The 24,939-nt window shown below is 66.2% G+C and carries 26 protein-coding genes and 1 tRNA gene; 7 read left to right on the forward strand and 20 right to left on the reverse strand.

Annotated elements, in window-relative coordinates; translation table 11 throughout:
- Positions 1-31: 31 nt before the first annotated feature.
- Entirely contained in the window at positions 32-1,036 is a 1,005-nt protein-coding gene (locus tag AC1DRD_RS00305; protein ID WP_478039478.1) for a threonine aldolase family protein, read from the reverse strand.
- Between the two features lie 218 nt (positions 1,037-1,254).
- Positions 1,255-3,369 carry a transglycosylase domain-containing protein gene (locus AC1DRD_RS00310; RefSeq protein WP_478039480.1) on the reverse strand — a complete coding sequence of 705 codons (2,115 nt, stop codon included), beginning with the start codon at positions 3,367-3,369 and terminating at the stop codon, positions 1,255-1,257.
- A 127-nt stretch (positions 3,370-3,496) separates the two neighbouring features.
- On the opposite strand from AC1DRD_RS00310, the gene AC1DRD_RS00315 reads away from it, so the two are divergent.
- Positions 3,497-4,075 (forward strand): NADPH-dependent FMN reductase, encoded by a 579-nt coding sequence (locus AC1DRD_RS00315; protein WP_478039482.1) that lies wholly within the window; start codon positions 3,497-3,499, stop codon positions 4,073-4,075.
- Between the two features lie 32 nt (positions 4,076-4,107).
- Here the strand turns inward: AC1DRD_RS00315 and AC1DRD_RS00320 are convergent, their stop codons facing one another.
- From AC1DRD_RS00320 to hutI, 5 genes are all read right to left on the reverse strand, one after another.
- Positions 4,108-4,734: a DUF4142 domain-containing protein gene (locus AC1DRD_RS00320; RefSeq protein WP_478039484.1), complete on the reverse strand. Its 627-nt coding sequence runs from the start codon at positions 4,732-4,734 to the stop codon at positions 4,108-4,110.
- Between the two features lie 60 nt (positions 4,735-4,794).
- The gene (hutU, locus tag AC1DRD_RS00325; RefSeq protein WP_478039486.1) at positions 4,795-6,459 is read right to left on the reverse strand and encodes a urocanate hydratase; all 1,665 of its coding nucleotides are present in this window, start codon (positions 6,457-6,459) and stop codon (positions 4,795-4,797) included.
- The gene (gene hutG, locus AC1DRD_RS00330) at positions 6,456-7,253 is read right to left on the reverse strand and encodes an N-formylglutamate deformylase (protein ID WP_478039487.1); all 798 of its coding nucleotides are present in this window, start codon (positions 7,251-7,253) and stop codon (positions 6,456-6,458) included. Before hutG ends, hutU begins: the two co-directional genes overlap by 4 nt.
- A 160-nt stretch (positions 7,254-7,413) precedes the next feature.
- Entirely contained in the window at positions 7,414-8,934 is a 1,521-nt protein-coding gene (gene hutH / locus AC1DRD_RS00335) for a histidine ammonia-lyase (protein ID WP_478039489.1), read from the reverse strand.
- Positions 8,925-10,115, reverse strand: a complete 1,191-nt coding sequence (hutI, locus tag AC1DRD_RS00340; RefSeq protein ID WP_478039491.1) for an imidazolonepropionase — start codon at positions 10,113-10,115, stop codon at positions 8,925-8,927. The genes hutH and hutI overlap by 10 nt, the downstream gene beginning before the upstream one ends.
- 59 nt (positions 10,116-10,174) lie before the next feature.
- Between hutI and AC1DRD_RS00345 the strand changes: the two genes are divergently transcribed.
- The gene (locus AC1DRD_RS00345; RefSeq protein ID WP_478039492.1) at positions 10,175-11,521 is read left to right on the forward strand and encodes a formimidoylglutamate deiminase; all 1,347 of its coding nucleotides are present in this window, start codon (positions 10,175-10,177) and stop codon (positions 11,519-11,521) included.
- A complete protein-coding gene (locus AC1DRD_RS00350; protein WP_478039494.1) occupies positions 11,518-12,189 on the forward strand; it encodes a UTRA domain-containing protein in 672 nt (223 codons plus the stop codon). Before AC1DRD_RS00345 ends, AC1DRD_RS00350 begins: the two co-directional genes overlap by 4 nt.
- Positions 12,190-12,195: 6 nt before the next feature.
- On the opposite strand, the gene AC1DRD_RS00355 is transcribed toward AC1DRD_RS00350, so the two are convergent.
- The gene (locus tag AC1DRD_RS00355) at positions 12,196-12,783 is read right to left on the reverse strand and encodes an SAM-dependent methyltransferase (protein WP_478039496.1); all 588 of its coding nucleotides are present in this window, start codon (positions 12,781-12,783) and stop codon (positions 12,196-12,198) included.
- 151 nt (positions 12,784-12,934) lie between these two features.
- A tRNA-Thr gene (locus tag AC1DRD_RS00360) sits at positions 12,935-13,009 on the reverse strand.
- 97 nt (positions 13,010-13,106) lie between these two features.
- Here AC1DRD_RS00360 and AC1DRD_RS00365 point away from each other — a divergent pair.
- Together AC1DRD_RS00365 and AC1DRD_RS00370 are read left to right on the forward strand one after the other, a co-directional pair.
- Positions 13,107-13,253, forward strand: coding sequence for a hypothetical protein (locus AC1DRD_RS00365; RefSeq protein WP_478030629.1), 147 nt, complete (start codon positions 13,107-13,109; stop codon positions 13,251-13,253).
- Positions 13,254-13,264: 11 nt separating this feature from the next.
- A complete protein-coding gene (locus AC1DRD_RS00370) occupies positions 13,265-14,293 on the forward strand; it encodes a glycosyltransferase family 2 protein (protein ID WP_478039498.1) in 1,029 nt (342 codons plus the stop codon).
- 105 nt (positions 14,294-14,398) lie between these two features.
- Here the strand turns inward: AC1DRD_RS00370 and AC1DRD_RS00375 are convergent, their stop codons facing one another.
- Positions 14,399-15,130 carry a class I SAM-dependent methyltransferase gene (locus tag AC1DRD_RS00375; protein WP_478039499.1) on the reverse strand — a complete coding sequence of 244 codons (732 nt, stop codon included), beginning with the start codon at positions 15,128-15,130 and terminating at the stop codon, positions 14,399-14,401.
- Positions 15,130-15,510: a GtrA family protein gene (locus AC1DRD_RS00380; protein WP_478039501.1), complete on the reverse strand. Its 381-nt coding sequence runs from the start codon at positions 15,508-15,510 to the stop codon at positions 15,130-15,132. Before AC1DRD_RS00380 ends, AC1DRD_RS00375 begins: the two co-directional genes overlap by 1 nt.
- 106 nt (positions 15,511-15,616) lie before the next feature.
- On the opposite strand from AC1DRD_RS00380, the gene AC1DRD_RS00385 reads away from it, so the two are divergent.
- Positions 15,617-17,413 (forward strand): AcrB/AcrD/AcrF family protein, encoded by a 1,797-nt coding sequence (locus tag AC1DRD_RS00385; RefSeq protein ID WP_478039503.1) that lies wholly within the window; start codon positions 15,617-15,619, stop codon positions 17,411-17,413.
- 84 nt (positions 17,414-17,497) lie between these two features.
- Here the strand turns inward: AC1DRD_RS00385 and AC1DRD_RS00390 are convergent, their stop codons facing one another.
- The 9 genes from AC1DRD_RS00390 to AC1DRD_RS00430 form a co-directional block, all read right to left on the reverse strand.
- Entirely contained in the window at positions 17,498-18,124 is a 627-nt protein-coding gene (locus AC1DRD_RS00390) for a MarC family protein (protein ID WP_478030620.1), read from the reverse strand.
- Positions 18,121-18,738, reverse strand: a complete 618-nt coding sequence (locus AC1DRD_RS00395) for a hypothetical protein (protein ID WP_478039505.1) — start codon at positions 18,736-18,738, stop codon at positions 18,121-18,123. The genes AC1DRD_RS00390 and AC1DRD_RS00395 overlap by 4 nt, the downstream gene beginning before the upstream one ends.
- On the reverse strand, positions 18,735-19,610 hold the full coding sequence (gene folD / locus AC1DRD_RS00400; RefSeq protein ID WP_478039506.1) for a bifunctional methylenetetrahydrofolate dehydrogenase/methenyltetrahydrofolate cyclohydrolase FolD: 876 nt from the start codon (positions 19,608-19,610) through the stop codon (positions 18,735-18,737). The genes AC1DRD_RS00395 and folD overlap by 4 nt, the downstream gene beginning before the upstream one ends.
- Positions 19,607-19,864, reverse strand: coding sequence for a DUF167 domain-containing protein (locus AC1DRD_RS00405; RefSeq protein WP_478030616.1), 258 nt, complete (start codon positions 19,862-19,864; stop codon positions 19,607-19,609). Before AC1DRD_RS00405 ends, folD begins: the two co-directional genes overlap by 4 nt.
- A 38-nt stretch (positions 19,865-19,902) precedes the next feature.
- Positions 19,903-20,205 (reverse strand): YggT family protein, encoded by a 303-nt coding sequence (locus tag AC1DRD_RS00410; RefSeq protein WP_478030615.1) that lies wholly within the window; start codon positions 20,203-20,205, stop codon positions 19,903-19,905.
- A 103-nt stretch (positions 20,206-20,308) separates the two neighbouring features.
- Entirely contained in the window at positions 20,309-21,208 is a 900-nt protein-coding gene (argB, locus tag AC1DRD_RS00415) for an acetylglutamate kinase (protein ID WP_066810266.1), read from the reverse strand.
- Between the two features lie 296 nt (positions 21,209-21,504).
- Positions 21,505-22,158: a queuosine precursor transporter gene (locus AC1DRD_RS00420; protein ID WP_478030613.1), complete on the reverse strand. Its 654-nt coding sequence runs from the start codon at positions 22,156-22,158 to the stop codon at positions 21,505-21,507.
- Positions 22,159-22,237: 79 nt separating this feature from the next.
- Complete coding sequence (locus AC1DRD_RS00425; RefSeq protein WP_478030612.1) at positions 22,238-22,621, reverse strand: hypothetical protein; 384 nt, start codon at positions 22,619-22,621, stop codon at positions 22,238-22,240.
- Between the two features lie 307 nt (positions 22,622-22,928).
- Positions 22,929-23,378 (reverse strand): hypothetical protein, encoded by a 450-nt coding sequence (locus tag AC1DRD_RS00430; protein WP_478030610.1) that lies wholly within the window; start codon positions 23,376-23,378, stop codon positions 22,929-22,931.
- 254 nt (positions 23,379-23,632) lie between these two features.
- Between AC1DRD_RS00430 and AC1DRD_RS00435 the strand changes: the two genes are divergently transcribed.
- On the forward strand, positions 23,633-24,910 hold the full coding sequence (locus AC1DRD_RS00435) for a NupC/NupG family nucleoside CNT transporter (protein WP_478030608.1): 1,278 nt from the start codon (positions 23,633-23,635) through the stop codon (positions 24,908-24,910).
- The last annotated feature ends 29 nt before the right edge of the window (positions 24,911-24,939 follow it).

Consider the following 24,939-nt stretch of genomic DNA (forward strand, 5'->3'; position numbering starts at 1 on the left):
CTCTCCCGCAAGCGGGAGAGGGGATAGGGAATTATGCCAAAGCGGCAATCGCGTCCGCCAGCGGGCGGATCGCGTCCTCGGCCTGGTCCCAGCAGGTGACCAGTCGCACTTCGCCTGGCGCCCAGTCGTAGAAGTCGAAGCCCAGAGCACGCAAACTCGCCGCTTCCGCCGGCGTCGCGCGCAGGAACACCTCGTTCGCCTCGACCGGATAGACCAGCCGGTCACCCGCCGCGCGCGCCAGCAGCGCCGCGCCGGCATTGGCGGCGCGCGCATTCTTCAGCCACACGTCATTGTCGAGCATCGCCAGGATCTGCGCCGCCAGATAGCGCCCCTTCGACGCGAGCAGCCCGGCGCGCTTGCGACGATAATGGCTCGCCGCGGCAAGCTCGGGCTTGAAGAACACCAGCGCCTCGGCGGTCATCCCGCCATTCTTGATGAACCCGAAGCTCAGCGCATCAACCCCGGCGCGCCAGGTCAAATCGGCGAGATCGGCGCCCGAATGCACCACGGCATTGGCGAAGCGCGCGCCGTCCATGTGGAAGCCGAGTCCGCGCGCCTTGGCGAGGTCACCCAGTGCGGCGACTTCATCGGGCGTGTAGCTGAGGCCGTATTCGGTCGCGTTGGTGATCGATAGCGCATGCGCCTGGACCTGGTGGACGTCGTTGCGGATGCCGGCGAGCACGCCCTTCACCGCGTCCGGCGTCACCTTGGCGCCCGGCCCCTCGGCCAGCAGCAATTTGGCGCCGTGGAGGTAGAAGCCCGGCGCTCCCGCCTCGTCATTGTTGATATGTGCCTCACGGTGACAAATGACCGCGCCGTGCGGCTGGCAGAGCGCGGCCAGCGCCAGGCAATTCGCCGAGGTGCCCGAGGGTGTCCACAACACCTCGACTTGCGTTCCGAACAGGTCGGAGAAGCGCCCGTTGAGCTGCTTCGACCAGCGGTCGCCGTCATAGGCGGTGTCGAGGACATTGGCGGCAGAGATCGCGTCGATCACCGCGGGGCAGGCCGGGGCGGCGTTGTCGGAGAAGAAGCGCATAATGGCTCCATCTTTCATGCGGGGGCGAGAGGGAAGAGGGAAATATCCTCCTAGCCCTCTCCCGCTTGCGGGAGAGGGTTGGGTGAGGGTCTTCTTTCTTCTTCTTTCTCATCGCGTCGATCGAAGAAGAAAGAAGACCCTCACCCTCCCACCGCTGCGCGGCGGGCCCCTCCCTCTCCCGCACGCGGGAGAGGGGAAACAAGAGGTCGAGCTAGAGCTTAATGCTCGCCATCATCCTCATTGGGCGGCCGCGGCGGGCGGTCGCCGGGGTCGGGGGCGGGCGACAGGCGCAGGGTGCCGTCGCGCTTGACCTGGAGGTTGACGCCCAGCCCGGAGATATTGCCCTCGACCGGCAGTGGACCGGTGCCAGGATCGATCATGGTGCCGTCCTCGTCGCCGTCAGTTGCATTATCATCGACCGGCGGCGGGGCGACCGGCGGCGGCGGGGCGATGCCCAGCGCGTTCTGCATGAAGTCCTTCCACACCCGCGCCGGAATGCCGCCGCCCGACAGGCCGGCATTGGGGGTATTGTCGTCATTGCCAACCCACACGCCGACCACCAGGTCCTTGGCGAAGCCGACGAACAGGGCGTCGCGATTGTCCTGCGTCGTCCCGGTCTTGCCATAGGTCGGGACCGACAAAGCCGCCTGCCGTCCGGTGCCCCCGTCGGTCGAGGACGACAGCAGGTCGAGCATTTCGTCGCGGATATTGCCGCCGAGCGAGCGCGGGCCGCCGACGATGTTCGAATACCAGGCCTTGCCCTCGGTCGCCTCGATGCCGCGCGCGCTGACCGGATAGCCGTCGCCGGCGATCGCCGCGAACGCACTGGTCAGTTCGAGTAGCGACCCGGTCGAGGTGCCGAGCGCGATCGACGCGTCGTGAGCGATCGGAGTCGAGATGCCGAGGTCGCGCGCCGCCTTGATGACGTTGTCGATTCCGACCTTCTGGATCAGCCGCGCCGCGGCGACATTGCTCGATTTCTGGAAAGCTCGGCGCAGCGTGATCTGGCCTTCGTAGCGGCCGTCGCTGTTCTTGGGGCTCCAACCGCCGATCGTGATGGGTTCGTCCTCGACCATATCGTCGGGAGTCATCCCCGCGCGCATCGCCGCCAGGTAAACGAACAATTTGAAGGTCGATCCGGGCTGGCGGCGCGCTTGCGTCGCGCGGTTGAACGGGCTGGTCTTGTAATCCTTGCCGCCGACCATCGCGACGACGCGGCCGTCGGGGCGCATCGCGACGATCGCGACTTGTGCCTGGCGCAGGCCCGCGCGCCTGACCGCGCGCTCGGCAGCCTTTTGCAAACGAGGTTCGAGCGTGGTGACGACCCTGGTTTCCTGGCTGAGATCGCCTTGCGTATCGCGCGCCTCTGGCAGGACCCAGTCGGCGAAATAGGTGCCGTCGGGCAATTCCTTGACCGGCCGTACGCGGACCGAAGCCAGCCGCACATCGACCTGATCCTTGGTCAGGACGCCGGCGGCGACCATCGCGCCGAGCACTACCTTCTCCCGATCCTGAGCGCCCCGCAGATTGCCGGTCGGCGCCAGCTTGGACGGCGCCTTGACCAGCCCCGCCAGCATCGCCGCCTGGCTGACGCTCAACTGCTCGGGTTCGACGTTGAAATAATGGAGCGAGGCGGCGCGCAGGCCATAGACGTTGTCGCCGAAATAGACGTTGGACAGATAGCGCGACAGGATCTCGTTCTTCGACAGCCACGCTTCGAGCCAGAAGGCGATCAGCGCCTCGCGCAGTTTGCGCCCGGCGGTGCGATCCGAATCGAGAAAGGCGTTCTTGGCCAGCTGTTGGGTGATCGTGCTGCCGCCTTCGCGCACGCCGCCGGCCATCACATTGTGCGCCATCGCGCGCATGATACCCCAGGGATCGACGCCCCAATGCGAATAGAAGCGGCGGTCCTCGATCGCGATGAACGCGCCTGGCACGTATTTGGGCAATTTCGACGCATCGACGGGTTTGTCGACCGTTGCGCCCCGCCGCGCGATCGGCGTGCCGTCCGCGGCGAGCAAGGTCACCGAGGGTGGCGTGGGCGGTTGTAGCGACTTGGACAGAGGAGCGGTGATCGCCAGCCAGCCGACCAGGATCACGAACAGCACGACGCACGCGGCCATCGTCCGCACGATGATCCGGCCCCAGCGGCGCCTCTTGCGAACGACCGGCAGGTTGGTGGTGTAGCCGGGCTCGGGCTGACCCGAACCGCCCGGGGAATCGGGTGGAGGAACCGCCGTTGCCGCCTGGCTCAGATAATCGTCGGGATAGGCCGAATGCGCGCCCCAGCGGGGGTCGGGTCGTCGGTTGCCGTCAAAGGGGTCGTCGCGCATCCACTGCTTCCACACGGCCCACGGGGCCAACAGGCGTATTACTCGAATAACACAGACCGTGCAATGCCGCTGTAGCAGATCGCGCGCAGGGAGGCTATCGCGGGGCATTGGTGGCGAAGGAGCAGGCATGCCGGACAAACCGTTGATCGTCGGAATCGGGGGAACGATCGGCGCGGTTTCGTCGACCGAACGCGCGCTCAGGATCGCGCTGGACGCGGTCGAACGCGAAGGGTTCGCCACGCGGCTGTTCGGCGGCGAGGACATGGCGCGGCTGCCGCTCTATGATCCGCGCGCAACCTCGCGGACGTCGCAGGAACGCGAGTTCGTCGACGCGGTGCGCAAGGCGTCGGGCGTGATCATCGCCAGCCCCGGCTATCACGGCAGCCTGTCGGGCGTGGTCAAGAATGCGCTCGATCTGCTCGAGGAGACCGCCAAGGACGATCGACCTTACCTCGCCGACATGCCGGTCGGGCTGATCGCCACCGCTTATGGCTGGCAAGCGACGGGGTCGACGATCGCGGCGCTGCGCTCGATCGTCCACGCGCTACGCGGCTGGCCGACGCCGTTCGCGGCGGCGATCAATACCCAGGTCACGCAGTTCGATGGCCAGGGCGGGGCGACCGACCCGGCAGTGGTCGAGCAATTGTGCCTGATCGGGCGGCAAGTCGCCCGCTTTGCGCCGCTGGTCGAGCGGACGAGTAGTTAGGCTTCTAAGCCCCTCCAGGGGCTTGATGAGCTCTACTTCTTCAGCTTCTTCGCCATATCGAGGTGCTCCCGCACCTTGGGCAGAATCTCGCCCGCCGCTGCCTTCAGGCTCGGCGTATCGCCCTTGTCGGCATAGTTTTTCATCAGGGACAGGGCGTCTTCGTGTGCCGAAACCTGGCCGTCGATATAGGCCTTGTCGAAATCGGCGCCCTTGAGCTTGGCGAGATCGTCGAGTTTCGACTGCAGGTTGCTGGTAAGGGCCGGATCGGGCTTGATCTCGGGGGTCGCCTTGGCGGCGGCGGCCTTGATCTTGGCGGTTGATCCGGTGTGCGCCTCGATCATCGCCGCGGCGAATGTCTTGACGTCGGCCGACTCGGCATTGGTCTTGGCGAGCTTGGCCGCGGCGATCTCGAATGCGTCGCTCTTGGCCGCCTTGTCGGCGAATTCTTGTCCGCTGGGCGTGGGATTCAGCGCGTTGCCGGCGGCATCGAGCGCATTGCCGGCGACGTTGCCCGCCGCGTCGATCGCACCACTGGTCGTATTGCCGATGTCGGACCCGATATCGGTCACCGCATTGGTGGTCGTGTCCTGCGCCTTTTGCGAGCAGGCACCGAGGGCCGCGATAAGCGCGATCGCACCGAAGCTAAGTTTGGCGTTCATGCTTTCTCTCCTTCGAGGGGCACGAACGCCTTGGTGGCCGGGGACGTTCCGATGTCCCGCCTAAGCGAGGCTCGGCAAGTCGAGCGCCTTCTCGCGCGCGCAGTCGATCGCGATGTCGTAGCCGGCATCGGCATGGCGCATCACGCCCGTCGCGGGGTCGTTCCACAATACGCGCTCGAGCCGCTTCGCTGCCTCGGGCGTGCCGTCGGCGACGATCACCATGCCGGCGTGCTGCGAATAGCCCATGCCCACGCCGCCACCATGGTGGAGCGACACCCAGGTCGCGCCGCTGGCGGTGTTGAGGAGCGCGTTGAGCAGCGGCCAGTCGCTGACCGCATCGGAGCCGTCCCGCATCGCCTCGGTCTCGCGATTGGGGCTGGCGACCGATCCCGAATCGAGATGGTCGCGGCCGATCACCACCGGTGCCTTCAATTCGCCGCTGGCCATCATCTCGTTGAACGCGAGGCCGAGCCGGTGGCGGTCGCCCAAGCCAACCCAGCAAATCCGCGCGGGCAGGCCCTGGAAATGGATCCGCTCGCGCGCCATGTCGAGCCAGCGATGGAGAGGCGCATTGTCGGGCAGCAACTCCTTCACCTTGGCGTCGGTCTTGTAGATATCCTCGGGATCGCCCGACAGCGCGACCCAGCGGAACGGGCCGATGCCGCGGCAGAACAGCGGGCGGATATAGGCGGGGACGAAACCGGGGAAATCGAAGGCGTTGGCGACGCCTTCGTCCTTGGCAACCTGGCGGATATTGTTGCCATAATCGACCGTCGGCACACCCGCCGCCTGGAAATCGAGCATTGCGCGGACATGGACCGCCATCGATGCCTTGGCGGCCTTGGCCACGCCTGCCGGATCGCGCTTGCGCCCCTCGAACCATTGGTCGAGCGTCCAGCCGATGGGGAGATAGCCGTTGACCGGATCGTGCGCCGAGGTCTGGTCGGTCAGCAGATCGGGGCGGATGCCGCGGCGGAACATTTCGGGCAGCAATTCGGCGGCATTGCCGAGCAGGCCGACCGAGGCCGCCTTGCCCTCGGCCTTGGCGCGGTCGAGGATCGCCATCGCTTCCTCGATAGTGTCCGCTTTATAGTCGAGATAGCCGGTCGCCAGCCGCATCTCGATCCGGCTCGGCTGGCATTCGATCGCCAGGCACGAGGCGCCCGCCATCACCGCCGCGAGCGGCTGCGCGCCGCCCATCCCGCCGAGCCCGGCGGTCAGCAGCCAGCGGCCGGTCAGGTCGCCGTCATAATGCTGGCGGCCCATTTCGACGAAGGTCTCGTAGGTGCCCTGAACGATGCCCTGGGTGCCGATATAGATCCACGACCCGGCGGTCATCTGGCCGTACATCATCAGCCCGGCGCGATCGAGCTCGGCGAAATGCTCCCAGGTCGCCCAATGCGGGACGAGATTCGAGTTCGCCAGCAGCACGCGCGGCGCATTCTCGTGGGTACGGAACACGCCCACCGGCTTGCCCGACTGGATCAGCAGCGTCTCGTCGCTCTCCAGCCGGCGCAGCGTCTCGACGATGCCATCATAGCTTTCCCAGTCGCGCGCGGCGCGACCGATACCGCCATAGACGACCAGTTCCTGCGGATTCTCCGCCACGCGCGCGTCGAGATTGTTCATCAACATGCGCAGCGGCGCTTCGGTCAACCAGGATTTGGCCGAGAGTTCGGTGCCGGTTGCGGCCTGGATGTGACGCTGATTGTCGATGCGGGTCATGCTTGGTCCTTGGCGAACGAAAGAGCGGCGGCGAGCACGTGCGCAAGGTCGGCGCGCAGCGGGGCGGCGAAATCGGGATTGTAAGCGGGCGGCCAGTTGCTCTCGTCGGGCTCGCCTTGCGGCTCGTCGAGATAGGCGCGCATCGCGATTTCCATCTGGATCGCGTGGACGCCTTGCTCGGGCTGGCCGTAATGGCGCGTCGTCCAGCCGCCGCGGAAACGGCCGTTGAGGACGTGGCTGCGGCCGGCGCAGGCGGCGACCACCGCATTGCTCAGCGCCGGATCGCACGTCGCGCCGTTGTCGGTGCCGATATTGAGTTCGGGAAGCTCGCCGTCGAACAGCCGTGGGACGTGGCTTCGGATCGAGTGGCAGTCGTACAGCACGACGCGCGGATGGAGAGTGCGGAGGCGCGCGATCTCGGCCGCGATCGCGGCGTGATAAGGCGTGAACCAGGTATCGCGACGCGTCGTGACCTCGGGCGCGGCACCGTCGCGATAGAGCGGCTCGCCATCGAACGTCTCCGTCGGGCACAGGCCAGTCGTCGCCTGCCCGGGATAGAGCGACGCGCCGGAGGGATCGCGATTGCAGTCGATCACGCTGCGCGACACGTCGGTCCAGATCAACGTCGCGTCGGCGAGGCCGTCGTACAGCGCGCGGATATGCCAGTCCGCATCGCGGACCGCCCACCAGCGCGAGCGGAAATCAGGGAGCAGGAGGTCTGGGATCTCAGTTCCGCCATGGGGGAAGGCGAGGATCAGCGGGGAGTCGCTGCGCTGGACGTGGAGCCAGGTCATGCTGTGTGCCCTCCGCTCGCGCCAACTCCCAACGTCATCCCGGCCTTGTGCCGGGATCCACCGTGCCGCGAACCCTGGACAAGGGGCTCAAGCTTCGCGCTCGGTTGCGCAGTGGACCCCGGCACAAGGCCGGGGTGACGGGTAAGGAGACGGGGCCCGATCATCCCACCACTCCCGGCAATTCCCCCACCGCCACCAACAACCGCTTCGATCGCACCAGCTCGGTTGCGATCGCCATGTCGGGTGCCATGTGCCGGTCGTCGGTCAGCATCGGCACGCGTTCCCGCAGCAACCGCCGCACATGCTCGACCGGCTCGCTCGACAGCATCGGCGTATGGAAATCGCAGCCCTGCACGCCAGCGAGCAATTCGATCCCCAGCACCGCGTCGACATTCGCCGCCATCTCGATCAGCCGCCGCGCGCCGTGCGCCGCCATCGAGACATGATCCTCCTGATTGGCCGAGGTCGGGATCGAATCGACGCTGGCGGGCGTCGCGCGTTGCTTATTCTCGGACACCAAGGCGGCGGCGGTCACTTGCGGGATCATGAAGCCCGAATTGAGCCCGGGTTTCGGCGTCAGGAACGCCGGTAGCCCCGACAAGGCCGGATCGACCAGCATCGCGACGCGGCGTTCGGCGAGACTCCCGATCTCGCAAATGGCGAGCGCGATCATGTCGGCGGCGAAGGCGACCGGCTCGGCATGGAAATTGCCGCCCGACAAAGCCTCGTCGGTTTCCGGGAAGATCAGCGGATTGTCCGATACGCCATTGGCTTCGGTCACCAGCGTCTCACCTGCCTGGCGCAAGATGGTCAGCGCCGCACCCATCACCTGGGGTTGGCAACGCAGGCAATAAGGATCCTGGACGCGCGTATCGCCTTCGCGGTGCGAGGCGCGGATCGCCGACCCCTCCATTATCCGGCGCAGCGCGTCCGCCGTCTCGATCTGACCGCGATGGCCACGCAATGCATGGATGCGGTGGTCGAACGGCGCGTCGGAGCCTTTGGCCGCCTCGGTCGACAGGATGCCGGTGACCAGCGCGACGCGGTACAGTCGCTCGGCCTCGAACAAGGCGGCGAGCGCATAAGCAGTCGAGAACTGCGTGCCGTTGAGCAGCGCCAGCCCTTCCTTGGGGCCGAGTTCGAGCGGCTCGAGCCCTGCCTGCACCAGTGCGTCCGTCGCGGGCAGGCGCTGGTCGCCGACAAACATCTCGCCGACCCCGATCATCGCCGCGGTCATGTGCGCGAGCGGTGCGAGGTCGCCCGACGCGCCGACCGATCCTTGCGCGGGCACTACCGGCACCAGGCCTTTGGCCAGCATCGCTTCGAGCAACTCGACCGTCGCCGGCGCCACACCCGACGCGCCGCGCGCCAGGCTGGCGAGCTTCAGCGCCATCATCAGCCGCGCGATCGGCACCGGCATCGGATCGCCAACCCCGGCGGCATGGCTCAGCACGATATTGCGCTGGAGCTTCGCCAGATCCTCGTCGCCGATCCTGACGCTGGCGAGCTTTCCGAACCCGGTATTGATGCCATAGATCGGCTCGTGCCGCGCCAGGATGCGCCCCACCGCCGCCGCGCTTTCGGCGATCGCCGGGCGGCAGACGGGATCGAGCACCGGCACGGCACCTTCATAGATCGCTTGCCACGCCGAATAGGGGACGGCACCGGGAGTCAGCAGCATTCGCCGTCCTTCACGCGTAGATGGAGAGGATTGAAGCCGATCCGGTAGACCAGCTCCGCCGGCGCGGAGATGTCCCACACCGCCAGGTCGCAGGCCCTGCCGGGTTCGAGCGTGCCGATCGTGTCGGCGAGACCCAAAGCGCGGGCGGCATTGACCGTCACGCCGCGCAACGCCTCGGTCACGGTCAGCCGGAACAGCGTCGCCGCCATGTTGAGCATCAGCAGCAGCGAAGTGGTCGGCGAGGTGCCGGGGTTGCAGTCGGTGGCGATCGCGATCGGCACGTGATGCGCGCGGAACAGGTCGACCGGCGGCAATTTGGTTTCGCGCATGAAATAGAAGGCGCCGGGCAGCAGCACCGCAACCGTCCCCGCCGCCGCCATCGCCTTGGCGTCGGCCTTATCGGCATATTCGAGGTGATCGGCGGATAATGCACCAAAGCTTGCGGCGAGGCTGGCGCCGTGGAGCGCCGACAATTGCTCGGCATGGAGCTTGACCGGTAAGCCGGCCTGACGCGCCGCCGCCAATACGCGCCCGGTCTGCTCGGGCGAGAAGCCGATCCCCTCGCAAAAAGCGTCGACCGCATCGGCGAGGCCGTTCGCTGCGGGGATCATCTCCTCAGTGACCAGCGCGACGTAATCGTCGGGCCGCCCGGCATATTCGGGGGGCAACGCATGCGCGCCAAGCAACGTGGTCGCGACACGCACCCGGCGTTGCTCACCCAGCGACCGCGCGGCGCGCAGCATCTTGAGTTCGTCGGCGACGGTCAGGCCATAGCCCGACTTGACCTCAATCGTCGTTACGCCCTCGGCGAGCAAGGCGTCGAGCCGGGGCAGAGCGGTCGCGATCAGATCGGCCTCGCTTGCCGCCCGCGTCGCGCGCATCGTCGACACGATGCCGCCGCCGGCCCGCGCGATCTCCTCATAGGACGCGCCGGCGAGCCGCATTGCCCATTCGCCCGATCGGTCGCCGGCATGGACCAGATGGGTATGGCAATCGATCAGCCCCGGGGTGATCCAGCGTCCGCCGCAATCCACGATCTCACCGGCCGTCGCGGGCGCATCGTCACGCGGGCCGGCGTAGGTGATCGCGCCGTCGCGGCTCGCGACCACGCCGTCCTCAATCACGCCCAGCCCGTCGCCGGCCATGGTCGCGAGTCGGGCATTGGTCCAGGTCCGCTCCATGACCTCCATCCTTGCCCGGGCGCATTATTATGTCTAGACATAATCGACAGGAGGACCCGATGCCGTATCTCTGGTTCGAACGCGCATTGCTGCCGGATGGCTGGGCCGAACGGGTCCGCATTGCGATCGATGGGGCGACCATATTCGCCATCGACACCGGCGTCATGCCCCAGCCCGGCGATCAGCGGCATGGGGCGGCGCTCCCCGGCCTGTGCAACGTCCACAGCCACGGTTTCCAGCGCGGCATGGCGGGCCTGTCCGAGCGTCGCGGCCGCCCCGACGACGATTTCTGGAGCTGGCGCGAGGTGATGTATCGCTTCCTCGACCGCCTGGCTCCCGACGACATCGAAGCGATCACTGCCCAGGCCTATGTCGAGATGCTCGAGGGCGGGTTCACTCGCGTCGGCGAATTCCATTACCTCCACAACGACGTGGACGGCGCGCGCTACGCCGATCCGGCCGAGACTGCGGGCGCGATCGTCGGCGCGGTGGAGGCGACAGGCATCGGTCTGACCTTGCTGCCGGTCTTCTATGCGCATGCCGATTTCGGTGGCGCTCCGCCCGCGCCGGGGCAGCGCCGCTTCATCTCGGACGTCGATGGGTTCGCCCAATTGGTCGAGGCGAGCCGCGCCAAATTGCCCGCCGATGCCGCGCTTGGCATCGCGCCGCATTCGCTCCGCGCGGTGACGCCCGACGAGCTCGCCGCGATCCTGCCGCTGGCCGATGGCGGTCCGCTCCACATCCACGCCGCCGAACAGGTTCGCGAGGTCGAGGCCTGTATCGCCTGGAGCGGCGCGCGGCCGGTCGAGTGGCTGCTCGATCATGCGGCGGTCGACCATCGCTGGTGTCTGATCCACTCGACCCATGTCGATGCACACGAGGCCGCGCGTCTCGCGGCAAGCGGCGCGGTTGCCGGCCTGTGTCCGGTGACCGAGGCCAATCTGGGCGACGGCGTCTTCCCTGCGGTCGACTATCTCGCGGCTGGCGGGCGGTTCGGCGTCGGCACCGATTCGAACATCCTGATCGACGCCCCTAGCGAACTCCGCGGACTCGAATATTCGCAGCGACTGACGCTCAGAAAGCGCGCCCTGCTGGTCAACGGGGCCGAGCCCTCGGTCGGCGCGACCCTGTTCGCCAAGGCGCAGGCCGGCGGGGCGCAGGCGCTCGGCGTGGCCAGCGGCATCGCTGTGGGGAACGCCGCCGACATCGTCTCGCTCGACCTCCAGCACCCCGCCTTGGTCGGTGCCGGCAGCGACTTGCTCGACCGCTGGATCTTCGCCGCGCGGCCGGGCGCGATCGATTCGGTCTGGCGCGGGGGTCGCAAACTGGTCGACCACGGCCGCCACATCGCCGCCGACACGATCGCCGACCGCTATCGCCGCTCCGTCGCCGCTCTGCTGGCATGACGGTCGAGGCGCGCATCCGTCACGATATCGAGGCGCGCATCCATTCGGGCGAATGGAAGCCCGGCCATCGCATCCCGTTCGAACACGAGCTGGTCGCGACCTATGGCTGCGCCCGCGCGACCGTCAGCAAGGCGCTGGGCGGTCTCGCCAAGGACGGCCTGATCGAACGCCGCCGCAAGGCCGGATCGTTCGTTGCGTATCCCCAGGTCCATTCCGCGGTGCTCGAAGTCCCCGATCTCGCGCAAGTCATCGCCGCGCGAGGCGAGGAATATCGCTGGCAGTTGACCAATCGCTACATCGTAGACCACGCCGAAGACGTCCCGCTTCCGGCTTTGCTGGTCGAAGGCGTGCATCATGGCGGCGGCGAACCCTTCGCGCTCGAACACCGATTGATCGCGCTGGGCGCGGTCCCCGACGCCGCGCAGGAGAGTTTCGCCGACGAAGCTCCAGGCACCTGGCTTCTCCACCACGTCCCCTGGACCGCCGCGCGCCATCGAATCCGCGCGGTCGAGGCGACGACAGCGGAGGCGAGGGCTTTGAGGCTGCGGCCGCGCGGCGCCTGCCTCGAGCTCGACCGCACGACCTGGCGCGCCGGCCAGGTCGTCACACACGTGCGCCAGCTGTTTCGCGGCGATCGCTACGATCTCGTCGCGGAGTTCAAGCCGTAAGCGGGGTCAGTCGACGACCCAGAGGAATACTTCGCGTCCATCGACGGTCTCGTGGGCGCGCGGCGCCCAGTCGGGCATCGCAAAGGCATGGCTGAGGACGCGGCTGCCCGAGGCAAGCTCGGCGCGCAGACGCGCGGCGAGCAGTCGATTGGGAAGCGGCAGCAGATAGAGCGTGACCACGCTGGCGCCGTCCAGCCGCGTCGCGAACAGGTCTTCGCAGCGGAACCCGACGAGATGCTCGAGGCCCGCTTTATGCGCTGCCGCCTCGGCTTCGGCGATGCGCTCCGAATCGATGTCGACGCCAAGCGCGGTGGCGCCACGCCGCGCGGCGGCAATGACGACGCGGCCGTCGCCGCAACCGAGGTCGATGAGATGATCGCCGGGCCCGACCCTGGCGAGATCGAGCATGCGCTCGACCAGCGGCTCGGGCGTCGGCCAGAAGGGGGCATCGAAATGATGCGGCGTACCGGCCCAGGGTCCACGGAGCGTCTTGAACGCGCGGTCTTCAGGGTCTTCCGCGGCGGTCGTCGGGTGAGTTGGATCCACCGCGTCCTGTTCCTTGCCGATATCCATGCCCATTGCCGCCCCGATCATGGCGGCTTTTCGTCCGCTCGTTCGCGAGAATGGGAGGCTGGGTACGCCAGGTCAATCCAATGCCGGCATCGGGCGCGCATTGTCTCATGCGTTGCCCATGCCGCCCGGGAGGCGACGGCAGGGGTTTGATATCAGCCAATTATCGGAAAAATGGTGCTGCCGGTGAGGATTGAACTCACGACCTCAGCCTTACCAAGGATGCGCTCTACCACTGAGCTACGGCAGCACTCACGCGGGACCAAAGGCCCCGACGGAGGCGCGCCTATGTCCGTCGACCCGGATATTGTCAAGGCGCGGTCGGCGGGTTTAGGTGATTCCGCCTGATGACCGCCAAGAACGACAAACCGGACCGTGCCGCCCGCCTGGCCGAGCAATTGCGCGCCAATCTGCGCCGTCGCAAGGCGCAGGCGCGCGAGGGCGTGGCTGTGGAAACCACGAAAGGCGATGACGCGGACCGCGCAGACGATTAAGCAGCACCGCCATGCACCGTCCCAAACTGTCGATCGTCGTCCCCTGTTATAACGAGGCGCTCACCCTCGAGACTTTGCACGGCCGCGTCACTGCCGCCGCCAAGGCGGAGGTCGGCGAAGATTACGAACTCGTCCTGATCAATGACGGATCGAAGGACGATAGCTGGTCGATCATGCGCCGGCTGTCGCAAAGCGATCCGCGTTTGGTCGCGATCAACCTGTCGCGCAATCACGGCCACCAGCTTGCACTGACCGCCGGGCTCGATCTGTGCGCGGGGCAGCAGATCCTGATCATCGACGCCGATCTGCAGGACCCGCCCGAATTGCTCGGCGATATGCGCAAGATGATGGCCGCGGAGGATGCCGATGTGGTCTATGCCGTTCGCCGCAAGCGCGAGGGCGAGACTTTGTTCAAGAAGGCGACCGCCGCGGCCTTCTATCGTCTGCTCGATCGCGTCACCGACACGCCGATCCCACTCGACACCGGCGATTTCCGGTTGATGTCGCGCCGCGCGCTCGATGCGTTTCTGTCTCTGCCCGAACAAGCGCGTTTCATTCGCGGCATGGTTGCCTGGATCGGCTTTCGCCAGGTGCCGTTCCCGTATGACCGCGCAGAGCGCTTCGCCGGCGAGACCAATTATCCGCTGTCGAAGATGCTGCGCCTTGCGTTCGACGCGATGACCGGTTTTTCGACCAAGCCGCTGACTTTTGCCAGCCATGTCGGCCTCGCGCTGACCGGGGCGTCGTTCCTGCTGCTGATCTATATCGCGGTGGGCTTCTTCTCGGGGACCGCGGTGCCGGGTTGGACATCGCTCGCGTTCATCGTCGTGCTGCTGGGCGCGGTGCAGATGTTCGTGCTGGGGATGATCGGTGAGTATCTCGGACGGCTGTACGTCGAGTCGAAGCGGCGGCCGCTGTATCTGGTGTCGGATGTCGCCGGGCCGGTGCAGGGCAAGGCGACCTTGGGCTATCGCGCCGAGGATCGGGAGCAGACGGCTAAAATCCTCCCCGTTCACGGGGAGGGGGACCAAGCCGCGTAGCGGGTTGGTGGAGGGGGCAGGCGGCTGCTGGAATCCGAGGAGGCGAACCCGCTCCACCACGCGACTTCGTCGCGCGGTCCCCCTCCCCGCAATGCGGGGAGGATTTTACCCCTTCGGCATTGCCAGCGTCAGGATCGACAGACCCGGCGTCATCGGCACGCGTCCGACCATGTGACGCTCGAGCCGGAAGATCGTCTCGAACAATTTGTTGACCGGACCTGGCGGCGGCGAATCGTCGCTGTCGTCGCGGCCGGTCATCCGGCCGGCGACACGCGCGGCGGCAGCCAGCGGGAACAGTAGCGAGTTGAAATAGCCGAACTTGCGCGTCTCCAGCCCGGCGGCATGGATCGCTTTTTTCAAGCTCCCCTTCGAATAGCGGCGATGGTGATGGTTCACGACGTCGTGCGCCGACCACATCCATTGGTGCGCGGGCACCGCGATCAGGATCTTGCCGCCGGGCCTCAGGCAATCCTTCATCGCGTGCAGCGCGGCAACGTCGTCATCGATATGCTCGACCACGTCGAGCACCGCGATCATGTCATAGGCGCCGCGTTCGATCCCCGGCAGCGTCGGCAGCGGCGCGTTGCTGACCGGCTTGTTGAGCCTTTTGCTGGCGATCGCGGCGGCGGCGGGATCGATCTCGATCGCGTCGACATCCCCGAATTGCTGCAACATCGCCAGATTGTGCCCGGTGCCGCAGCCGATCTCCAGGATACGCGCCTGTTTGGGCAGATCGGCGTAGCGCGCGACATAATCGTGCAGGATATCGCGACGCGCGACATACCACCAATGCGACGAATCATGCTCCGCCATGCGGTCGTAAACGATACGGTCCATTAAGCGAACACCAGCCAGCGATTGAGGATGAACGTGAAGATCGTTGCCAAGGCGATCGCCGGCAAGAGCGGTGCCCAGGCGGGATAGCCGAGCAACGCGGTCCCGACCCAGGTGATCAGGGCATTGAGCCCCATGCCCGACGCCTGCACCATGACGAACTTGACCTGCTGTGCGCCGCCCGGTTGGCGCGTGCCGTGGCCCTTGAAGCTCCAGCGGCTGTGCAGGAAGAAACCGGCGGTCACCGCGACGGCAAAGGCGAAGGGAACGGCATAGACTGCGTGCGCGCCGCGGAACACCCAGGTGGTGAGCGGCAGATAGACCACCGAATAGATCAGCGTCGAAATCCCGCCGGCGACGCCGAAGCGCACCAGCTGGCCCATGAGGCCGCTTTCCCGCCACGTATCGATTTGTTTGAGAATTGCCGTCACACGCTTGCCCCGGGAGTGGGGGTCCCCCTAAAGCGAGCCAAGGCGCGAGGGAAGCATTTTGAGCAAGATCGAAAGCTGGTGGTCCGACCTGGTCGCTGAACTCGACCGGCACTGGATCAAATACGCGCTGCTCGCCTGGTTCATCGTCAGCCTGTGGTACGTCATCAGCTCCTGGCCGCAGATCCGGTCGCTGGGGCTCGGCGATACCGACGACAATATGCGGCTGATGCAGGTCCGCGCGCTGCTCAACGGGCAGGATTGGTACGATCTGCGCGATTATTACCTCAATCCGCCGGGCGGCTTCGACATCCATTGGAGCCGCATCGTCGACTTGCCGATCGCCGGGCTGATCCTGATCCTGCGGCCGTTCGTCGGCACGCCTTGGGCGGAGCGGGTCGCGTGCGGCATCGCGCCGCTGCTGCCGCTGTCGATCGCGTTTATCGGCCTGGGCGCCACCGTCCGCCGGCTGGTCAGCCCGCATGCCTGGCCGCTCGCGATGGCGCTGCTGGTCTGCGCGTGCACGCCGACGATGCTGATGTTCGCGCCCGATCGGATCGATCATCACGGCTGGCAACTGGCGATGCTCAGCCTGACCGTCGCCGGGCTGTGCGATCCCAAGGGCGCGCGTGGCGGCGTGATCGTCGGGCTGGCGAGCGCGGTGAGCATCTCGATCGGCCTCGAAATGCTGCCTTATGCCGCGATGGCGGGGGCGATCATCGCGCTGCAATGGATCTGGGATCGCGGTGAGGCACGGCGCGTCGCTGCCTATGGCGTCAGCCTGGCGAGCGGCACCGCGCTCGGCTACGGCGCGTTCGCGTCCTATGCCAATTCGGTGATGCGCTGCGACGCGCTGACGCCGGTCTATTTGACCGTGATGCTGGTGGCGGGCGGCTTGCTGTTCGTCCTCGCCTGGTTGAGCCCGGCGTCGCGTTGGGCGCGGTTGGGGCTGGCGGTGGCAGCGGGCGCAGTGATCGTCGCCGGCTTCGCTTGGCTGTTCCCGCAATGCTTGGGCCGGCCCGAACAGGTATCGCCCGAACTCGTGCGCAACTGGCTCGACAATGTGCGCGAGGCCAAGCCGATCTACCAGCATCCCTTCCGCCAGGCGTTTCCGATCGTCACCCTGCCGATCATCGGCCTGCTGGGCGCGGCAATCGCGACCAAGCGTGCCATCGACGGTCGCGCGCCGAATATGGTCGGCTGGTCGGCAGTGACGCTATTCACGCTGTTCGCCTGCCTGATGCTGTTGTGGCAGACGCGTGCTGGGCCAGCCGCGCAATTGCTCGCGGTGCCCGGAGCGGCGGCGTTGATCTGGATCGCGGTGCCGTTGCTGCTCGACAGCCCTAATATCCTGGTCCGCGTGCTCGGGCCGGTTGCGGTGGTGCTGATCGCCTCGGGCATGTTCAGCGGGCTGTCGCTCAGATACCTGCCGATCGATAAGCCCGATGCGCGGATGACGACGATCAACCGTGCGAGCGCGCGATGCCCCGCCATCACCAGCCTCGCGCCGCTCAATCGATATCCGAGCGCGACGATTTTCAGCTTCGTCGATCTCGGGCCGAGGATCATCGTCGTCACGCATCACAAAGCGGTGGCGGGGCCCTATCACCGCAACGGCGACGCGATCCTGGACGTCCAGCACGCTTTCGGCGGATCGCCCGACCAGTTCCGCGCGATCGCCAAGAAGCATGGCGCGACCTTGCTGTTGATCTGTCCGAACATGGCCGAATCGACGATTTATCGTGTCCGCAATCCGGGCGGATTCTACGATCGCATGGCCAAGGGCGAGACGTTCGCGTTCCTTGAGCCGCTGGAACTGCCGAAGAATTCGCCGTTGCGGTTGTTCCGGATCAATTAGGCTAGCTCCGTCATCCCAGCGAAAGCTGGGATCTCAAGCGATATTATACTTTGCGCGAGACCCCAGCGCGCGCTGGGGTGACGGTTACGTCAGCCCCAGGCTGATCCGAATCCCGTCGATCACGAACTGCACCGCCAGCGCGCCGAGCAGCACGCCAAGAATGCGCGTGATGACGGCCTCGATCCGTGCGCCGAGTAACCGCATCAGCGGCCCGGCGGCGAGCAAGGCAGCCAGGGTCAGCGCCAGGATGGTCGCCAGCGCGGCGAGCACCACGGCCACTCTCTCGAAGCCATGGTTGCGGCTCATCATCAGCATGACCGAGGCGATCGATCCCGGCCCGGCGATCATCGGCATCGCCATCGGGAAGATCGACACGTCCTCGACTTCGGGGCTCTGCGCGACCTTGGCGGCACGGTCCTCGCGGCGTTCGGTGCGTTTCTCGAACACCATTTCGAGCGCGATCAGGAACAGCATGATGCCGCCGGCGATGCGGAAGGCCGCCAGGCTGACGCCCAGCGCCTTGAGCATCGCCTCGCCGACCGCGGCGAACACGAACAGGATGATCGCGGCGACGACCACCGCGCGGATCGCCATCGATCGGCGATGCGCGGGCGTCGCGCCATGCGTCAGCCCGGCATAGATCGGCGCGCAACCGGGCGGATCGATGACGACGAAGAAGGTGACGAGTGCGGAGAGGTAGAGTTCGATCACTTTTCGGCTGCGATCCGGTCGTCGATTACGGTGACGAGCTTCTTTCCATTGTAAGAAAAGACCGTGAACTGGCGCTCGCCGTTCGGCATGACGACCCAAAGCCATTGCAGCGAACCGTCATCGGACTCTCCTCTTGCGGTCTTTGCGCTGGGAGCGTTGGCGACGGTTCCGACGGCGTCACCGCTCCTCAAGCACTGCGCGATCTTGACCCGCGGCGCGGTTGGGCGCCTGCGAGCGACTTTTAGGTCGTCCCCACCATCGACGATCCACTTCCATCCGCCATCGGGCTGAAGTCGCCATACGGTCGAAAAATAACCGACCTTGCCGTCGGGACGCTGCCAGCCGCCGGTATTCACCGCCAGCTTGCCATCACACGAAAGATAGCTCGCGGTCGGCCACCAATCGATCGCCTGGGGTGGATCCTTGCGGTTCTTGAGGAAATCGTGGGCGTTGGCCGGCTGCGGCACGAACATCACCGCATCGTCGGTCGACCATTTGCGGAAGGCGGTCCATTGTCCGATCGTCTTGGCATCCGCGGCGAAAGCGCGCTCGGCGTCGACGGCCGTCGTTGCCGGCGCATCGGCCCCCGCCAGCATCAGCAACAACGGAATCATAGCGCCCCCTTGTCATACGCCACACCCGCGCGGCGATGCGCGGACACCAATGTGTTCCGGAGCAACACCGCGATCGTCATCGGTCCGACGCCGCCCGGCACCGGGGTGACCGCGCCCGCGACGCTGAGCGCGCCGGCAAAGTCGACATCGCCGACCAGGCCCCGTTCGGTGCGGTTAATGCCGACGTCGATCACGGTCGCGCCGGGCTTGATCCACTCGCCCTTGACCATTTCCGGTCGGCCGACTGCTGCCACCACGATGTCGGCGCGCTTGACCACGCTCGACAGGTCGCGGGTCTTCGAATGCGCCACGGTGACGGTGCAGCTTTCCTTGATCAGGAGCTGCGCCATCGGCTTGCCGACGATGTTCGAGCGTCCGATCACCACCGCGTCGAGCCCGGCGAGGTCGCCCAATTGATCTTTGAGCAGCATCAGGCAGCCGAGCGGCGTGCAGGGCACGAAGCCATAAAGCCCGGTCGCCAGCCGCCCGGCATTGACCGGGTGGAAGCCATCGACGTCCTTGTCGGGATCGATCCGCGTGGTCACCACGCGCTCGTCGATATGGCTGGGCAGTGGCAGCTGGACCAGGATGCCGTCGACCGCGGGATCAGCATTCAGCCGGTCGACTAGCGCGATCAGATCGGCCTGCGACGTATCGGCGGGAAGCTTGTGTTCGAAGCTTTCCATTCCCGCGCCGATGGTCGCTTTGTGCTTGTTGCGGACATAGACCGCCGAGGCGGGGTCTTCGCCGACCAGCACCACCGCCAGCCCGGGCGCGCGGCCCGCCGCCGCGCGGAAGCTCGCGACCTGTTGCGCCACGCGCTCGCGCAATCCCTGCGCGAACGCTTTCCCATCGATGATGCTCGCCGTCATGGCCCGGCCTGATAGAGCGCGGCGGCGATCTTCGCCAGCGCTTCGGCGTCTCCTGCGATCGTCAGTCGCTTCAATCTGGCGCGATCACCGGCGATCAGCCGGACGTCGCGCTTGGCCACCCCGAAATGCTTGGCCGCGAGGTCGATCAGCGCGGTGTTGGCGGCACCGTCGACCGGCGGCGCGTTGAGTCGCGCCACGGCGTGGCCCGGACCCGGCGACAATTCATTGCGCGACGATCGCGGTGTCACGCGCACCGCGATCTCGATTCCGTCAGGTGTCGTGCGCCAGCCGCTCAGAGCGCGCCTGCGCCGACCCACCACAATGCCAGCCGCCCGATCGCGATCTGGATACACCAGATGATCAGCAACACGACCAGCGGCGACAGGTCGAGCGCGCCAAAATCGGGCAGGATGCGCCGGATCGGCCGATAGAAGGGCTCGGTGATCCGATCGAGCGCCGTCCAGATCGCGCGCACGGTGTCGTTGTGCGTGTTGATGACATTGAACGAGATGAGCCAGGACAGGATCGCCTGGATGATGATGATCCACTGCGCGACGGTCAGCAGGACCTGCAGGATACTGAGGATGGTAATCAAGTTTGTCTCCGGACGTGCGGCCCTGTCCGGATCGATATAGGAACGAACCGGCCGCGAACAGCCCTTGGAGCGTGATGGCGGAGCAAACTCACGCCATCACGCTCTAGGCGCGCACCAGCGTGCCGGCGCCGCGCCGGGTGAAGATTTCGAGCAGCATGCCGTGCGGCACACGACCGTCGAGGATGACCGCTGCCTCGACCCCGGCCTCGACCGCGGCGACGCAAGTGTCGACCTTTGGGATCATCCCGCCGGAGATGGTGCCGTCATCCTTCATCGCCTCGATTGCCGCGCGGTCGAGGTCGGTCTGGAGCTCGCCCGCTTTGTTGAGCACACCGGCGACGTCGGTCAGCAGAAAGAAGCGCGTCGCGCCCAGCGCGCCGGCGATCGCGCCTGCCATCGTGTCGGCGTTGATATTGTAGGTTTCGCCATCCGCGCCCAGCGCGACCGGCGCGACGATCGGGATGAACCCGTCGCGCGCTAGATTCTTGAGGATCGATGGATCAACCTTCACCGGCTCGCCGACAAAGCCCAGGTCGACATGGCGCTCGATGCCTGAATTGCGGTCGGGTTCGGTGCGGGTGACCTTTTTGGCGATCACCAGATTGGCGTCCTTCCCCGAAATGCCGACCGCGCGACCGCCGAGAGCGGCGATCCAGCCGACGATTTCCTTGTTGATCTTGCCGGCCAGGACCATCTCGGCGACCTCGGCAGTCGCGGCGTCGGTGACGCGCAGCCCTCCGATGAATTCCGATTCGACGCCGAGCCGCTTGAGCATCGCGCCGATCTGCGGGCCGCCGCCATGGACGACCACCGGGTTGATCCCGACAGCCTTGAGCAGCACGACGTCCTCGGCGAAATCGCGCTGCGCCTCGGGGTCGCCCATTGCGTGGCCGCCATATTTGATGACGAAGGTCTGGCCCGCGTAGCGCTGCATGTACGGCAGCGCCTCGACGAGCGTTTCGGCCTTGGCGAGCAATTGGGGCGAGGGGCTATGGTCGGTCATGGGCGCGCCATACTCATTCCGTCACCGCAGTGAAAGAATATCAGGAGGCTCCTGTCTCGGACGATCTAGGCTTGGGTGTCATGCTCAATCGGATCTGGTTCGATCGACGGCGAGAGATGCCAGTTTCCGCTGACAGGGCGACCCCAAGTGGATCGATCCGACCACCCCACATCCGCAATCCGTCATGCCGGGCTTGTCCCGGCATCCACCGGGCACCGCTCCTAGCGCTCAAGCCTCTTGCTTCTCGGCTGGCGGCACGGTGGACCCCGGCACAAGGCCGGGGTGACGGTGAAGAGTCAGGCGCGATCCAGCCTTTTCCCCAGCGCGACGAAGCCGGTGATCAGGAACGGCACCAGCACGATCGACAGCACGATTTTGGTCAGCATCTGCCCTTCCATCAGCTGGAGGATCGGGCGCTCGCCGTAGAAGGAGATGGTGATGAACAGCAGGGTGTCGACGATCTGGCTGATCACGCTCGCCACCATGCCGCGGAACCAGACCAGGCGGCCCTTGCCTTCCTGGCCCTTGAGCTTGGAGAAGATGAAGACGTTCAAGGTCTGGGAGGTGCCGTAGGAGACGAATCCCGCGAGCATCATCCGCACGCTCTGACCGACGACGATCGGGAACGCGTCGATCGCCGGCGGATACATGCCCGGATCGTGCGGCAGCGCGAGCACGATCTGGATCAGCGCGGCCGAGGTGAACAGGGGCACGAAGCCGAGCCGGACCAGCATCGTCGCGGTCTTTTGCCCATGAATCTCGGCGACCGCGCTCGACAGCACGACCAGCAGCAGGAAGCCGAAAATACCCGCCTCGACCGCGAGCGGTCCCAGCGCGACTTGTTTGACGCCCAGCACGCCCGCCATGCAGACCATGCCGCCATAGAGGATCGAAAAGACGAAGAGCGAACGGGGCAGCTTTATCTCTAGGGCGGGAGCGGGTGTTTCCATGCAGATCAACGCTAGCGACTATTCCGCTAACGTCAAACGGCCCGGCCGACAGGGGGATCGACCGGGCCGCCCCCGTGGGTCACTTCAGCCGCTTGTTGCAGGCGCTCCAATATTGCGGCCAGGTCTGGCCCGGTGCGATCTTGCCGGCAGCCTTGTCGGCCTTCCACTGGTTGCCGCACTCGTGCTGGCGAGATGCGGTCGCGGTCTGCGCCGCGCTGCGAGGACGCCTGGCGCCAGTCGATGCGGCTGGTTTGTCGCCACTAATGGCGGCGGATTTGGGCAGGGATGCACGGCATTGCGCGAGGAACTGCATCCATGTCTGTCCGGCGGGCAAGGTGCCGGCGGTCTTCGCTTCCCGGTATTTAGCGCCGCAAATCTTCATCGGATTGTCGGCGGCCAGCGCCGGAGTCGCCAGCACACCAAGGCCTGCAATCGTGATCGCAGCCATCGCGGTCTTCACCATCATCGTCATCCCACATCCTTCCTTTGCGACGTGTTCGCCGCCGGCGGTGGCCGACCGGAGGATACCGGCGGCCGTGGGATGGGAGATACCGCACTTGGTGCATCCGAGTCCGCGATTGCCTCCAAAACCGATCAATTTGTTCGGCATTCGTTCCCGGCTCGTGCCGCGAACTGAGATGCGCACCGTTGGGGGCAACTAGGAGGCTAAGACGGCGAGGTGGGCTCTCTGCGTTGCGCCAGACCCAAGCGTGCCGACAATCCACCGTAAACGGCCCGGCCGGTTGCCGCCGGCCGGGCGCTTGGAGCAGTTATTTCATACGCTTGTTGCACGCGCTCCAATATTGCGGCCAGGTCTGGCCGGCGGGAAGCTTGCCGGCGGCTTTCTCGGCGCGATATTGCGCGCCGCACTGACGTTCGCGGGCATACATGGCGGCCTGCGCAGGGCTCGGCTGGCCTGGGGTCTTAGGCGGCTTGGCCACAGCGACGCGCGTCGGGGCCGGTTTCGCCGCAGCGGCCGGCTTGGCGGCGACCATTGGCTTGGCCGGCGTCGTCACCGCGGCCGGCTTGGGCAAGGATGCCCGGCATTGCGCCAGATACTGGTTCCAGGTCTGGCCCGCAGGCAGGGTCTTGGCGGTCTTGGCGGCCTGGTATTTGGCGCCGCACACCTTCATCGCGTTGTCGGCCGCGAACGCAGGAGCGGCGGTGCCGATCCCCGCTAGCATCGCCGCGGCCACCGCGATCTTCATGATATGAGTCATCGTCCATGCTCCCTCGCAGGCGCGCCCTGCCACGCGGCGCGGGCTGCCTGTTTTATACGGCGTGATCCCGCGAAGATGAACGCCAGATGACTGAATTTATGCGCCGAAGAAGCTGTTGGTAAAGACGTCGGCCAAGGGGCTGTCCTAGTCCGATTTTTGCCGCCATAGTTGCCGGCAATTCGAACGATCGCATGCGCGGGCGCGGGGTATGCCCGCCACGGGCACCAGATGAGTGAGTGGGGGCTTACCAACACATGCCACGTTTCCTGATCGGCGTTGCCGGCATCCTGGTCATTCTGGCGATCGCCTATCTGCTTTCCACCAACCGGAAGGCGATCCGGCTGCGCGTCGTCGGCGCGGCGTTCGCGCTACAGGCAGTGATGGCGGTGCTGGTGCTGTACGTGCCAGCCGGCAAATTGGTGATCGAAAAGATGGCGGGCGGGGTCACCGCGTTGCTCAATTACGCGCATGAAGGCACCAATCTGATCCTCGGCCCGCTGGCGACCGATCCCAAGTTCAAGGATGGCTTCGCGATTTCCGCGCTCCCGGTGATCATCTTCTTCGCCGCTCTGGTGTCAGTGCTCTATCACCTCGGCATCATGCAGTTGATCGTGCGCTGGCTCGGCGGCGCGATTGAGAAAGTGGTCGGCGTCAGCAAAGTCGAATCGCTATGCGCGGCGGCCAATATATTCGTCGGTCAGTCCGAGGCGCCGCTGGTCATCCGGCCGTATCTCGCCGCGCTCACGCCGCCGCAATTGTTCGCGGTGATGTCGGTCGGCATGGCGGGCGTCGCCGGCACCATCCTGGCAGCCTATGCATCGTTGCTCGGGCCGACCTCTCTGCCCTATCTGCTGGCCGCCTCGTTCATGTCGGCGCCGGGTGGGCTGCTGATGGCCAAGCTGATCATGCCCGACGATCTGGTGCCCGCCGGCGAATTGCCACTCGAGGGCGGCGCGGCGATGCTCGCGCATGAGGACGATGCGATCCGCGTCGCCGATGTACAGGTCGAGGAAGAACGCGCGTCGAACGTCATCATGGCGGCGGCGATGGGCGCGCAGACCGGCGTCAAGATCGCGGTCGCGGTGGCGGCGATGGTGCTCGCCTTCGTCTCGCTGGTCGCGCTCGCCAACGGGCTGCTCGGCTGGGTAGGCAGCTGGTTCGGCTATCCGACGCTGAGCTTCCAGGGACTCCTCGGCGATATCTTCGCGCCGGTCATGTACCTACTCAACATCCCGTGGAACGAGACCGGCGCCGCCGGGCAATTGTTCGGGCAGAAGATCGTGCTCAACGAATTCGTCGCTTTCATCGACCTCGGCCAGATGAAGAATCTGTCACCGCGCACCAACCACATCGTCACCTTTGCCCTGTGCGGCTTTGCCAATTTCTCGTCGATCGCGATCCAGATGGCCTCGACCGGCAGCCTGGCACCCAACCAGCGGCCGATGATCGCCAAGCTTGGCCTGCGCGCGCTGGCGGCGGGCAGCCTCGCCAATCTGATGTCGGCGGTGCTGGCGGGGATGCTGATTCCGTAAGGGCGACCGCGCGGACCGGAGTTAATGCC

Source organism: Sphingomonas sp. P4_G2, assembly GCF_056401155.1.

Excerpts from the sequence above, each read along its gene's own strand:
- AC1DRD_RS00395 (WP_478039505.1), bottom strand. The coding sequence starts at position 18,738 with ATGATTCCGTTGTTGCTGATGCTGGCGGGGGCCGATGCGCCGGCAACG.
- AC1DRD_RS00355 (WP_478039496.1), bottom strand. The coding sequence starts at position 12,783 with ATGATCGGGGCGGCAATGGGCATGGATATCGGCAAGGAACAGGACGCG.
- AC1DRD_RS00345 (WP_478039492.1), top strand. The coding sequence starts at position 10,175 with ATGCCGTATCTCTGGTTCGAACGCGCATTGCTGCCGGATGGCTGGGCC.
- AC1DRD_RS00380 (WP_478039501.1), bottom strand. The coding sequence starts at position 15,510 with ATGGGCCAGCTGGTGCGCTTCGGCGTCGCCGGCGGGATTTCGACGCTG.
- hutG (WP_478039487.1), bottom strand. The coding sequence starts at position 7,253 with ATGACCTGGCTCCACGTCCAGCGCAGCGACTCCCCGCTGATCCTCGCC.
- hutU (WP_478039486.1), bottom strand. The coding sequence starts at position 6,459 with ATGACCCGCATCGACAATCAGCGTCACATCCAGGCCGCAACCGGCACC.
- AC1DRD_RS00320 (WP_478039484.1), bottom strand. The coding sequence starts at position 4,734 with ATGAACGCCAAACTTAGCTTCGGTGCGATCGCGCTTATCGCGGCCCTC.
- AC1DRD_RS00310 (WP_478039480.1), bottom strand. The coding sequence starts at position 3,369 with ATGCGCGACGACCCCTTTGACGGCAACCGACGACCCGACCCCCGCTGG.
- AC1DRD_RS00370 (WP_478039498.1), top strand. The coding sequence starts at position 13,265 with ATGCACCGTCCCAAACTGTCGATCGTCGTCCCCTGTTATAACGAGGCG.
- argB (WP_066810266.1), bottom strand. The coding sequence starts at position 21,208 with ATGACCGACCATAGCCCCTCGCCCCAATTGCTCGCCAAGGCCGAAACG.
- hutH (WP_478039489.1), bottom strand. The coding sequence starts at position 8,934 with ATGCTGCTGACTCCCGGTGCCGTCCCCTATTCGGCGTGGCAAGCGATC.
- AC1DRD_RS00350 (WP_478039494.1), top strand. The coding sequence starts at position 11,518 with ATGACGGTCGAGGCGCGCATCCGTCACGATATCGAGGCGCGCATCCAT.
- AC1DRD_RS00420 (WP_478030613.1), bottom strand. The coding sequence starts at position 22,158 with ATGGAAACACCCGCTCCCGCCCTAGAGATAAAGCTGCCCCGTTCGCTC.
- AC1DRD_RS00430 (WP_478030610.1), bottom strand. The coding sequence starts at position 23,378 with ATGACTCATATCATGAAGATCGCGGTGGCCGCGGCGATGCTAGCGGGG.
- AC1DRD_RS00365 (WP_478030629.1), top strand. The coding sequence starts at position 13,107 with ATGACCGCCAAGAACGACAAACCGGACCGTGCCGCCCGCCTGGCCGAG.
- AC1DRD_RS00305 (WP_478039478.1), bottom strand. The coding sequence starts at position 1,036 with ATGCGCTTCTTCTCCGACAACGCCGCCCCGGCCTGCCCCGCGGTGATC.
- AC1DRD_RS00435 (WP_478030608.1), top strand. The coding sequence starts at position 23,633 with ATGCCACGTTTCCTGATCGGCGTTGCCGGCATCCTGGTCATTCTGGCG.
- AC1DRD_RS00315 (WP_478039482.1), top strand. The coding sequence starts at position 3,497 with ATGCCGGACAAACCGTTGATCGTCGGAATCGGGGGAACGATCGGCGCG.
- hutI (WP_478039491.1), bottom strand. The coding sequence starts at position 10,115 with ATGGAGCGGACCTGGACCAATGCCCGACTCGCGACCATGGCCGGCGAC.
- folD (WP_478039506.1), bottom strand. The coding sequence starts at position 19,610 with ATGACGGCGAGCATCATCGATGGGAAAGCGTTCGCGCAGGGATTGCGC.
- AC1DRD_RS00375 (WP_478039499.1), bottom strand. The coding sequence starts at position 15,130 with ATGGACCGTATCGTTTACGACCGCATGGCGGAGCATGATTCGTCGCAT.
- AC1DRD_RS00425 (WP_478030612.1), bottom strand. The coding sequence starts at position 22,621 with ATGGTGAAGACCGCGATGGCTGCGATCACGATTGCAGGCCTTGGTGTG.